Annotated in this window: 8 protein-coding genes; 4 read left to right on the top strand and 4 right to left on the bottom strand. The window is 69.6% G+C overall.

Annotated features, from left to right (window positions below; all coding sequences use genetic code 11):
* Window positions 1-122: 122 nt before the first annotated feature.
* Entirely contained in the window at window positions 123-866 is a 744-nt protein-coding gene (locus ACRYM0_RS18900) for a phospholipase D family protein (protein WP_432507393.1), read from the bottom strand.
* A 532-nt stretch (window positions 867-1398) separates the two neighbouring features.
* Here ACRYM0_RS18900 and ACRYM0_RS18895 point away from each other — a divergent pair.
* From ACRYM0_RS18895 to ACRYM0_RS18880, 4 genes are read left to right on the top strand one after another with little or no spacing between them, the layout of a single operon-like run.
* Entirely contained in the window at window positions 1399-2790 is a 1392-nt protein-coding gene (locus tag ACRYM0_RS18895; RefSeq protein WP_432507392.1) for an ABC transporter substrate-binding protein, read from the top strand.
* A complete protein-coding gene (locus ACRYM0_RS18890; protein ID WP_432507391.1) occupies window positions 2790-3743 on the top strand; it encodes a carbohydrate ABC transporter permease in 954 nt (317 codons plus the stop codon). Before ACRYM0_RS18895 ends, ACRYM0_RS18890 begins: the two co-directional genes overlap by 1 nt.
* An 8-nt stretch (window positions 3744-3751) precedes the next feature.
* Window positions 3752-4630: a carbohydrate ABC transporter permease gene (locus ACRYM0_RS18885; protein WP_432507390.1), complete on the top strand. Its 879-nt coding sequence runs from the start codon at window positions 3752-3754 to the stop codon at window positions 4628-4630.
* Entirely contained in the window at window positions 4627-6003 is a 1377-nt protein-coding gene (locus ACRYM0_RS18880; RefSeq protein ID WP_432507389.1) for a glycoside hydrolase family 32 protein, read from the top strand. Before ACRYM0_RS18885 ends, ACRYM0_RS18880 begins: the two co-directional genes overlap by 4 nt.
* 118 nt (window positions 6004-6121) lie before the next feature.
* On the opposite strand, the gene ACRYM0_RS18875 is transcribed toward ACRYM0_RS18880, so the two are convergent.
* The 3 genes from ACRYM0_RS18875 to ACRYM0_RS18865 all read right to left on the bottom strand — a co-directional run bounded on the left by ACRYM0_RS18875 (window position 6122) and on the right by ACRYM0_RS18865 (window position 10431).
* Window positions 6122-7192 carry a LacI family DNA-binding transcriptional regulator gene (locus ACRYM0_RS18875; RefSeq protein ID WP_432507388.1) on the bottom strand — a complete coding sequence of 357 codons (1071 nt, stop codon included), beginning with the start codon at window positions 7190-7192 and terminating at the stop codon, window positions 6122-6124.
* A 206-nt stretch (window positions 7193-7398) separates the two neighbouring features.
* Window positions 7399-9762 carry a DUF4041 domain-containing protein gene (locus tag ACRYM0_RS18870; protein ID WP_432507387.1) on the bottom strand — a complete coding sequence of 788 codons (2364 nt, stop codon included), beginning with the start codon at window positions 9760-9762 and terminating at the stop codon, window positions 7399-7401.
* A gap of 87 nt (window positions 9763-9849) precedes the next feature.
* On the bottom strand, window positions 9850-10431 hold the full coding sequence (locus ACRYM0_RS18865; RefSeq protein ID WP_432507386.1) for a Uma2 family endonuclease: 582 nt from the start codon (window positions 10429-10431) through the stop codon (window positions 9850-9852).
* Window positions 10432-10820 lie beyond the last annotated feature (389 nt).

Below are 10820 nucleotides of genomic sequence, written 5' to 3'. Positions count from 1 at the left end.
CCGCTGGCACCAGCCGATCCGGTCATCAGCAGCGGCCGCGCCCTCGACAATCTCACCGCCCGCACGGCATAGTCCCAACCGCAGCGCTTCACGCGACCGCAGTTACACCACTCCACGGGACGTCATCCGCCTTCCACGGCACCGTCAGGACCTGCTGTCTGCCGGCTCTGCTCGTGCGCATCACCTGCGGCAGGCGGAGCAGCAGTGGCGCGTTGGAAGCGGACGTTGGCCTCGATCTGCGCGCGCAGACCGTTGTGGGTGAAGTTGCCGGAGCCGAGGGTGACGGCATCGTCGGCGGCATAGATCTTCGCGTGCAACGCGGTCGATCCGGCCACGAAGCGCACCTGGAGGCGTCCGTCCTGCAGTGCTTGCTGCGCCTGGATGATCTTGGCAGACAGGTGCAGGGAGATGCCGTGCCGCTCCAGCCAGTAGCTGCTCACCTCCTGGGCGAACTGCGCCTGCGGCGAGCCGAGGCTGCGGCGCTGACCGGCGAAGGGCTCGCTGCCCAGCAACAGGCGCACCTGATCCCGGCCCCGGTCGCCCTTTTCGCCGACGGCACCGGCACCGGCGCCATGGCCTCCTCCATCCTCCTGCTGACGGGCGGTACTGCGCTGCTCCCGGTGGGCGATGAGGTCGATGACCTCGGCGATGCTGGCGAAGCCCGTCACGATCAGCGCGTCATCGGTGCCCTCCAGGTCCGCGGACACCACTGCCGCCACCTTGCTGCCGGCGTGGTTGACGGGAAAGCGCGTGGCCTCGGGCCAGTCCTGACTGGCCAGGCGCTGGAAGACGAAGCCCGTACCGGCCTGGCCACCGAGGCGGAACAGGTCGTCATCAGGCTCGATCCGCGGCTTCTTGCGGGGCATTCCATCCTCATCTCGCCTACCAGCACGCCTCATCACACCGCGCGGTATGCCACACCGGCACCGTGCGGCTGCACCTAGCGATCATGCATCACGGCAACGACACGCGTTCGCCACTGCAGCGAGCGGCCCAACAGGCGCATCAACCACCCCGACGAGGGCCCTGGCGAGGAGAAGGACACCGGTGGCGGGCGCTGCGCCCGATCGCGGACGTGCCGAGGAGGTGACCGGCGACCGGGCTATGACCTTGTGGCCGACCGATTGCAGGGAGGCGTCGCCGTGGAGTGCTGTCGATGCCGTCGCTCGGACTCCATGCCGCGTCCCCGGCCGGGGCCGCTCACAGCGGACCCGGACCGGTCAAGTCCCTGGGAGCGGTGAGCGACGTCTGCCAGTACTCGTGCCTCACCTGCGCGATCGCTACACCTGCACGATCGGTACCCCAGCGTCTTCTGGAGGTACTTGACACGTGTGAGGCGCGCGCTTCACGCTACCTGACACGTGTGAGCTTGGCTGCGCTGTTGCAAAGGAGCACTCAATGGCAGACCTCACCCGCCGCTCACTGCTAGGGCTGGCCGGCCTCGGCACGCTCGGCACGGCAGCGGCCTGGCCACGCCTGAGCGCGGCCGACATCCCCGGCCGTGAGGACGGCGCCTTGCAGGTGGCGATCTTGGGCACCGCGCAGGACGCGGCCGCCCGTCAAGAGCTGGTGGATGCCTTCACCGCCGCCCACCCGGACATCCCGGTGCGCATCCAGGCCGTTCAGGGCCAGGACTGGACGCAGTTCTTCACCAAGATCCTCACCATGGTGGCCGCCGGCTCCCCGCCGGACCTGTGCATGGTCGCCACCGAAGGCGCCCAGCTGTTCGCCGACCGCCTGGCGCACCCCCTGGACGAGTTCGTCACCCGCGACGCCCGACAGGTCCAGGACTTCTTCAGTGACGTACACCCGGCGCTGATCGAGGCGTTCATGTACGAGGGCAGCTTGTTCATGCTGCCGGTGGACTTCAACGCCGCGAACATCTACTACAACACCACCGCGATGCGCCGGGCTGGTCTGGAGCGCCCGGCCGACGACTGGAGCGCCGACGACTTCCTGGACGTGTGCCGCCGGATGCGCCAGGCCGCCGCGGGCAGCTTCCGCCCCTACTTCTGGACCAACCGCCTGTGGGGCGGGGTGGTGCCGTGGTTGTACGCCAACGGCACCAGCATCCTCACCGAGTCCAAGGCCTCGGGTGGAGACTGGATGTGGTCACGCTTCTACGGCTCGGATCCCGCCGCGGCAGGGCGTGGCGGCGGGTACCGGTGGCTGGAAGCCAACGCCGAGGCCCCCGAGGTCCTGGACACCTTCGAGTACCTGCGGGCCTTGACCGCCGAAGGCCTGGGCTCCAGCCCCGCCCAGGGCGGCGGCAACGAACTGGTGGCCCGCTTCGCCGAGGGCGTCATCGGCATGACCCCGGCCGGAGGCTTCTGGGTCGACGGCCTGGCCGAGGGAGGGATGGGGCCGGACGACTACGACGTCACCTACTTCCCGCGCGCGCGCACGCAGCGCCACCAGTTCGGTTCGGCCGGCTACGCCATGATGAAGACCTCCCAGCGCAAGGACGAAGCGTGGGAGTGGATCAAGTTCTGCGCCTCCCGCGAAGGCATGCGCCTGTCCTTCCCCAGCCCCAACACCACCCCGGTGCGCCGCTCGATGGTCAACGAAGCCTTCTACGCCGGGGTGGGCCCGCGGCACTGGCAGGTCTTCTACGACACTCTCGACCGCTTCCCCACCACCGGTCCGATCCCGGCCCCGCCCCAACAGGCCGCCGTGGAGGCCGCACTGATCAAGAACGTGCTCGGCGCGGTCACCGCCCCCGAAGGCGGTGTGCCCGCAGCCCTGGCCACCATGCAGCGCGATCTGCAACTCGCCCTCGGGAGGAACTGATGACCGCCGTCCTGCCCCCGGCAGCCTCCACTGCCCAAGTCGGCGCCGCGCGCGGTGCCTCGCTGAACGATCGGCGCGACCGGCGCGCCTCACGCGTGTTGGCCTGGCTCTTCATCGCCCCCACCGTGGCCGGCCTGGCCCTGTTCACCCTGCTGCCCATCGTGGCCTCGCTGCTGCTGGCGTTCTTCCGCTGGGACATCATCTCCGCCCCCACCTTCGTCGGGCTGGACAACTTCGCCGACATCGGCACCGACCCCACGGTGCGCATCGCCTTCTTGAACACCTTGGCCTTCGTCGTCGTGGCCGTCGCCCTGCAGTTGGCGCTGGCCCTGGGCCTTGCGGTGCTGGTGCAGTCCAAGATGCCGTACTGGCTTCGCGCCTTCTTCCGCTCGGCGCTGTTCTTCCCGCTCATCCTCTCCGCCGCCTCGGTTTCCCTGGTCATGGCGTACCTGTTCAACGAGGACTTCGGGTTGGTCAACCGCGTCCTGGGCGCCGTCGGTTTCGGTTCGGTACCGTGGTTGACCTCGCCGTTCGGCGCAGCGGTGGTCGTGGTGCTCGTGTACGTGTGGCAGAACTTCGGCTTCTCGTTCCTGCTCTTCGTCGGTGGGCTGGCCTCCATCCCGCAAGACGTGTATGAGGCGGCTTCGCTGGACGGGGTCGGCGGCTGGTCGCGTTTTCGGCACATCACCCTGCCCCTAGTCAGTCCCACGATGCTGGTGGCCTCGGTGATGGCGGTGATCGGCGCACTGCAGATCTTCGACCAGCCCTACGTCCTCACCCGTGGCGGGCCCGGGGACGCCACCCGAACCGCCGTCATGGTCATCTTCGAATCCGCGTTCCAGCAGTTGCAGTTCGGGCGCGCCTCAGCCATCGGCGTGGTGCTCACCCTGCTGATCCTGGGCGTGACCGCCCTGCAGTTCCGCCTCAGCCGCCGCTTCGTCTTCTACCAGTGAGGCCCGCCATGAGCACTCCGACCCTGCCCGCCACCCCCCGCCCGGCGCGCATGAGCGGCGCACCGGCACCCACGCGCAGGCACTCGCCCATCAGCGGCAGCACCGCCGGGCGCATCACGGTCCTGGCCGTGGCGACCTTCCTCACCCTCGGCCCGGTGCTCTGGACCGTGTGGGTCTCGCTGAGCCCGCAGGCCAGCACCGGTGGGGGAACGCAGGTCGGCTTCGCCGCCTACCGCGACGTCGCCACCCAGGTCCGTCTGGGACTTCTGGTCCTCAACAGCGTCCTGGTCACCGCGCTGTGCGCCATCGGTCAGATGCTCACCGCCGCCTTGGCCGGGTACGCCTTTGCCCGCATCGACTTCCGCGGCTCCAAGGCCCTGTTCTGGATCGTGCTGGCCACGATGATGGTGCCCATGCAGGTCACCATCGTGCCGGTGTTCATGCTCATCCGCGGGATGGGCTTGTCCGACACCCTGCTGGCGCTGATCCTGCCTGCCGTACCCACCGCGTTCGGCACCTTCCTCATGCGCCAGTACTTCTTGGGCCTGCCCAGCGAGCTGGGCGAAGCCGCCGCCATCGACGGCGCCGGACCGTGGCGCACCTTCGCCTCCGTCTACGCCCCGCTGGCCGCCCCCGGCCTGGCGATCGTGGGGATCTTGGCCTTCAACTACCACTGGAATGAGTTCTTCCGACCCCTCATCCTCACCATCAGCGAAGAGAACTTCACCCTGCCCCTGGGGCTCGTCACCCTGCAGGGCAACCTCGGCACCGGCAGCGTCTCCACCGTCCTGGCCGGCGTCGTCATCTCCATGATCCCCGCCCTCCTCGTCTTCGTGTTCGGGCAACGCCCCCTGCGCGAGGGCCTGACTGCAGGAGCCAGCAAGTGACCACCACCTCCGGTCTCACCGCCACAGACCCCGCCACCTTCGACAGCGCAGCACCGGGTGCACCAGTCGAGCACGCTGACCCCACCTTTCCGAGCCTGCACGTGCGCCCGCCGCGCGGCTGGGTCAACGACCCCAACGGTGTCGCCCTCATCGACGGCACCTACCACGTCTTCTTCCAGCACAACCCCGACGACCCACTGCACGACGCGATCCGCTGGGGCCACGCCAGCTCGCACGACCTGCTGCACTGGAGCGAGGAACCCATCGCCCTCGCACCGCGCCCCGGCGAGCTGGACTCACACGGGTGCTGGACGGGCACCGTCATCGACGACGGCGGGGTGCCCACCGCCGTGTACAGCGCGGTCGCCGACACCAGCGGCCGCTCAGCGGTGCTGCTGGCCCGAAGCGATCGCACCCTGCGCACCTGGGTGCAGGAGCGCACCCCGGTGGCCGGGATGCCCGACGACCCGGCGATCACCGACGTGCGCGACCCGTTCCTCTTCGAGTTCGAAGGCCACCGCTACGCAATCCAGGGCGCCGGCCGCCGCGGAGGCACCCCAAGCATCCTGCTCTACGCCTGCGACGACCTGGAGCGCTGGAGCGAGCTGGGCACGCTACTCAACGGTGAGCACCCAGTGGCCAGCGAGCACGCCCAGGCCGACATCTGGGAGTGCCCCAACCTCGTGCACCTGGACGGGCGTTGGATCCTCATCGTCTCGCTGTGGCGCTGGGTGCAAGGCAAGCACGCGTTGACCGGCGTCGCTCACCTGGTCGGCGACCTCGTCCGCGACGGAGCGAGCCTGCGCTTCGAGCCCACCTCGGGTGGCGCGGTGGACGACGGGCCGGCCTTCTACGCCCCACAGGTCCTCGCTCTGCCTGAACGGGCGCTGTTGTGGGCGTGGTCGTGGGAGCTCGGACGCAGCCAGGAACAAGTGGCTCAGGCCGGGTGGGCCGGAGTGCTCACCTTTCCCCGAGAGCTGTACCTGGACAACGGGCACCTTGCCAGCCGCCCGGCCGACGAGCTGAGCAGGCTGCGCGGCGCGGCGCTGCCTTGGCACAACGGCAGCGGGTTCACCGCCCGTGCGTTCGAGGCCACCGGCACCGGGCCAGCGCAGCTGCTGCTGGGCGACGGTCAGGGCGAAAGGCTCGTCGTCGAAGTCGGATCTGACCGCGGGGTCGACGCTGGACACTCAGAACACCAGCAGGAGCAGGAGCCGTGGCGCATCCTCGTCGACGGCAGCCTCGTGGAGGTCTTCGCCGGGCCGACACCGACCACGACCCGCGCCTACCCCAGCTCGGACAGCTCCTGGGTGCTGCGCGCCGCACAGCCGGGCCAAGTGCGCGTGCACCGCCTGGAGCTTCCTGAGGATTGACGTGCTCTTGCCCACTGGTGCTGTAGTGATCGCTGGCGACACCGAAAGCAATGGCGAGGCTCAGTGCCGAGAGCGTTCACGGCGAGCGCCGATGCAGCTGGCCGGTGGCCCTTTCCCCTCAGCGAGCGGGAGGGGCCACCGAGCCGCGTGCGATGAGCGGGCACGGCAGCAGCACACGCGCCGGCGCGTGGCCCGTGCAGGTGGATCCTGCAGGCGCCTGCCCCGTGGTTCGGCCGGTGAGCTGGTCCAGCAGGTGGCGCACCGCCTGTTCCCCCATCTCCTTAAACGGCAGGCGCACGGTCGTCAGCGGCGGCACCATGAAGGGTGCGAGGTTCTCGTCATCGTCGTACCCGACCACCGACAGATCCGCTGGCACCCTGAGGCCCAGGGCACCAGCAGCCAGCACCGCACCGAGAGCGACGCGGTCGTTGGCGCACACCACCGCTGTCGGGCGCGGCGTCCCCGCCAGCAGGGCTGAGGCGGCTCGGTAGCCGGAGGTGATGTCCCAACCAGCCACGATCGGCTCGTGTACCGGAAGCCCCGCCTCCTGCAGTGCCCGGCGAAAGCCGAGTTCACGCTGGCCAGGTGCCAACTTGTGCTGCTCGCCAGGCACGTCCGCCTGCCCCGCCAGCAGCACGACGTCGCGGTGCCCGGCGTCGAGCACCGCGCGCGCAGCCTGGTAGCCACCATCGACTTCATCCGGCACGAACCCCAGCACCTGCCCGTCGGGATCGACGCAGTCGGCGAGCACCGCGGGAACCGAGGACATGACGGCAGGCACTTCGTACTCCCGGAAGGTCATGGCGGCGAACGCCAAGGCGTCCACCCTGCGGTCCAGCAGGGTGCGGTACGCCTGTCCTTCTCGTGCGGCATCACGGTGGGTGTCCATCACCACCAGCACGAAGCCGGCCTGCTCGGCGGCACGGGCTGCACCTTCCAGCAAACGGCCGCCGAAGGCCGTCGTCGCGATCGCGTCGGTGACTACACCCAAAGTGTGCGTGCGCTGGTTGCGCAAGCTGAGGGCGACGGAGTTCGGCGTGTAGTCCAACTCAGCGGCAGCGGCCAGGATCGCCGCCTGCTTCTCCACAGCGATGTTCCCGTCCCCGCGGCCGTTAAGGACCATCGACACAGCGCTACGAGAAACGCCCGCACGCTCCGCGACATCTCGGGAGGTAGCCCTGCGTGCCATGTGGGCACGGTACCTGACACCTGCCAGGCCAGGCAGGTAGCGGAGTGCCCCGCACAGGCCGTGACGCTTCAATCCACGCCGTTCCCGATCATGTGAAGAGGCGCTCGCGCCTTCCAGCGGGCAGTCTTACTGCACGAGCAGGTGACACCCTGGCCTGTCACATGCTCCGACGTCGGCCCTCCAGTTCGGTGCCGGGTGAGCTGCTCTCAGGTGGCGCGCGGTGTCGTGGTGGTGGTGTGCTCGCCGCTGGCGCGCCATTCGAGGGCCTCGGCGGTGTCGCGGTACTCCAGCAGGTGCTGCCCGGCGATCCGCGCGAGCTGCTCTCTCACCTGTGCGGGAGTGGCGTAGAAGAACTCACGGTGCTTGTTGACACGGTTGACGCGGCTGTCGGCGAACGCGGAGTGCAAGTCGTTCTCCAGGCTGACGGCGTCGTCACTGAAGATCAGAGCGTGCACGTCGAAGCGGAAGGGCACAGAGGCATCGCCCAGCTCGCGCACACGGTCCATCGGATCCAGCCGGCGGGTCATGCCGATCTTGACCATGTGCTCACCGAACGCGCCGATGTTGGAGATGACGTACACCCACCCCGCGCGCAGGTTCGCCTCGCGGGCATCGACACTGCTGATGGCGCCCTGCACGTCCAGCAGCTTCGCTTCCAGCTCGGCGAGCGTGGCCGATGACGCACCACCGGCGCGGGCCTTGGCCAAGGCGCCGGTGTAGTGGCTCTGCTCCTTCAGCAGCCGCGCCTTCTCGCGTTCGAACTCCGCGGCGGCCTTGGCCTCCTCACGGGCGCGCTCGCGCGCCTCGCGCTGGCGTTCGCGTTCTTCTTCGACCTTGGCCAGGTAGTCGGCCGTCAAATGGATCTCCTCCAGGCGCAGCTGCAGGAACGCCGGACTGACCTGGATGGACATCATCGAGCCGAGCCGGGCGATGGTGGCCGCGGCCTTCTCCAGGCGATGCGCGGCGGTGTGCACGGTGTGCGGGCGGACCACGCGCACGCAGTTGTCCGCCTCGGCGTTGAAGGCGCGCAGCATCAGCTTGGAGGTCTCCTTGACCATCTTGGCGCCATCACGCGTGGAGCCGTTGACCTGCCAGCTGGTGGTGGCCAGCACCGCGCTGCCACCGCGGATCATCACCTTGATCTGGTCCTTCAGATCCGTCAGGCGCGCCTTGTAGGCGACGGCGTCGTCGAGAGGGTGCGCGTAGCGGTAGACGCCGACTTCCTGCAGGACTGCTTCTTCATCGGTGGCCACCAGGTTCTCGCGCAGTTCAGCGAGGTCGAACTCGGCGGAGGCGATGTCGCGGGTGATGAGCTCCAGCTCCTGCTGGGCGGTACGCATCTGCTGCTGCAGGTGCGCCTGCTCCTGCGCGGCGCGCATGCGCTGGGCGGCCATCTCCTGGGCGAGGGTGGCGGCGTTGGTGGCGCCCACGCGCTGCAGCTCGGCGCGCAGTGCAGCGTTCTCGCCCGTGGCCGCCTCCAGGGCGGTGCGCAATTGCTGGTTCTCCTGCGCCAGGCGTGCGGCGTCCGCGCCGGCGCGCCGGCCCAGCCAGCGTGAGCGCACCGCCTGCAGCGCACCCACCGGCTCGGCAGAAGCAGAAGCGGGACCAGGAGCGGGAGCTGGTGGTGGGGCGAGGACGGGCGCAGGCGGTGTAGGCAGCAGAGGCATCGGCACGGTAGCGCCGCCCGGTGGGGGCGCCGGTGCCTTCGGCACGCTGGTGCTGCCCGGTGGGGGCATCAGCGGCATCGGCGCCGGGCTCGGTGTGTGGACCGGCGGCAGGCGTGATGCGGGACCCGGTGCAGACCTGGAAGTGGGGCTCGGCGTGGGGGGCGGTGCCAAGCTTGGTGCCGCCATGCGGGCCGATGGTGGAGGCGCAGTAGCGCCTGGGGAGCCAGGCTCGGCGTCAGGAGTGTCGTCCTCGACGCTGATGCCGAAGTGGCGGGCCAGGGCGGCTAGGCCCTCGTCCCAACCCTGCCCCACGCAGCGAACCTTCCAGCCGCCGCTGCGGCGGTAGACCTCCGCGGCGACCAAAGCGGGCTCTGGGCCTGCGCCGGTCAGGTCCAGATGGGCCAGGGTGTCCTGCTCGGCGCCGTGCAGCGTCAGGGTGAGGTCACGGATGTGCCCGACGATGGCGCTCTCGGCGCTGAGAGTGATGTGCAGCGCGGTGATCTCGCCGGGCAGCCGGTCCAGGTGCAGGCGCACCCGGTCGTGGCAGCGCCCGTCGCGCTCGCCGTGCCCGAGGTGGCCCACGGCACCGCTCAGACCGATGGGGGCGTTGTAGAAGACAAAGTCGGCATCGGAGCGCACCGTGCCCATTGCCGTGACGGCGACCACGGCCACGTCCACGGCGTCGCGGCCTGCGTGCCAGGGCCAAGAGGCGAGGACGTCCAGGTACCCGCCGCGGCAGACGTGGGCAGGCAGGTCACGGTTGGCGCCGCGAGGAAGAGATGGAGCGCTCACCGAAGCATCGTGCCAGCGAACACCCGTCTGCCAGGCCGTCTTCCAGCAAGCCGTGAATCGCGGTTGTCCCAGCAGGTCACCGCAGCGGGTCAATGCTGCCGGGCCCCGCATGCTGCCGTCCCTGCAGTGCGGAGCCCATAGGCCGTCGGCTACGGGTGTCGGCACCGGTGGCCCTGTCGGCTCAGGTGCCCTGTCGGCTCAGGTGCCGGGGCGGCGCAGCAGGGCATTGGGCACCACGGTGAAGGCGGGGTGCTGCTCGGTGGCGGGCACGGACAGGGTGCTGCGACCGGCGGCGACGGCGGTGCTGGCCCAGTGGGTGCCGGCGTTGCTCAGCCACTCCAGGTGCACATCGCCGCCGTCGGCGAGGTAGGCCTCCAGCAGCACGGGCAGCTGGGCGCGGCGGTACTGGGCGCGCTTGTCGTTCATCTCGGCCAGGGTGTTGCCCGGCGACCACACCTCCACCGCCGCGTCAGGCACACCCCGGTACACCTCATCGGTGATCAACGACTCGCCGTTGACGAGGACGTCGGGGATGCGCCCGTGCAGCACCGAGCCGTCCGCGGCCACTTGCAGGGCCCAGTTGCCCGGGGCGGTGGCGTAGCGGTCCCACTGCGTCTCGAACTCGAGCGCCAGGCGCTGGGCGATGTAGTGGTGCGGGTTGCCCCCGATGCGGCGGATGGTCAGCTCCCCGTCGACGACCTCGATGCGCTCGTAGAAGCCGGCGCTCGCAGAAGTCCAGGTGTCGATGGGGACACCCAGGCGCGGGGCACTGAGGCTCATGAGCACCAGGGTAGCTAGGGGCGGCGCCGTCGAGCTGCTCCCGGGCGGTTTCGGTGGCGCTCACACCGGGGCACTCACCACTGCCCACTGCTGGGCTGGCCACTGCCCGCGTGCCTCGGCGCTGGCAGGTGCTGGGGCACCGAGGCGTGTCACTGCTGCGGTGGGAGCTGGGTGCAGGGGGCTGCTGCATGATCAGGTGACACCGTGAGCTGTCATCGGATCATGCAGCAGACCCGCGCGCCATCTACATGACCCGGGGCATCCCTGTCTGTCAGGGTGAGTTGAGGCCAGCCGCTCGTAGCAACCTCTCCTGACAGGGCGAGATCGGAACCATGATCGTGACCGTGACGACACCCACCCCCGTGGTCGAAGATGGACAGGTGACTGCC

This window comes from Kineococcus arenarius subsp. arenarius (genome assembly GCF_050871845.1).
Classification (GTDB): Bacteria; Actinomycetota; Actinomycetes; order Actinomycetales; family Kineococcaceae; genus Kineococcus.
The sequence above is the reverse complement of the archived record's forward strand: the minus strand, read 5'-3'. Positions and strand labels throughout refer to the sequence as shown.

Coding starts and splice junctions, on each gene's coding strand:
- ACRYM0_RS18900 (WP_432507393.1), bottom strand. CDS start 866: ATGCCCCGCAAGAAGCCGCGGATCGAGCCTGATGACGACCTGTTCCGC.
- ACRYM0_RS18895 (WP_432507392.1), top strand. CDS start 1,399: ATGGCAGACCTCACCCGCCGCTCACTGCTAGGGCTGGCCGGCCTCGGC.
- ACRYM0_RS18890 (WP_432507391.1), top strand. CDS start 2,790: ATGACCGCCGTCCTGCCCCCGGCAGCCTCCACTGCCCAAGTCGGCGCC.
- ACRYM0_RS18885 (WP_432507390.1), top strand. CDS start 3,752: ATGAGCACTCCGACCCTGCCCGCCACCCCCCGCCCGGCGCGCATGAGC.
- ACRYM0_RS18875 (WP_432507388.1), bottom strand. CDS start 7,192: ATGGCACGCAGGGCTACCTCCCGAGATGTCGCGGAGCGTGCGGGCGTT.
- ACRYM0_RS18870 (WP_432507387.1), bottom strand. CDS start 9,762: ATGCGGGGCCCGGCAGCATTGACCCGCTGCGGTGACCTGCTGGGACAA.
- ACRYM0_RS18865 (WP_432507386.1), bottom strand. CDS start 10,431: ATGAGCCTCAGTGCCCCGCGCCTGGGTGTCCCCATCGACACCTGGACT.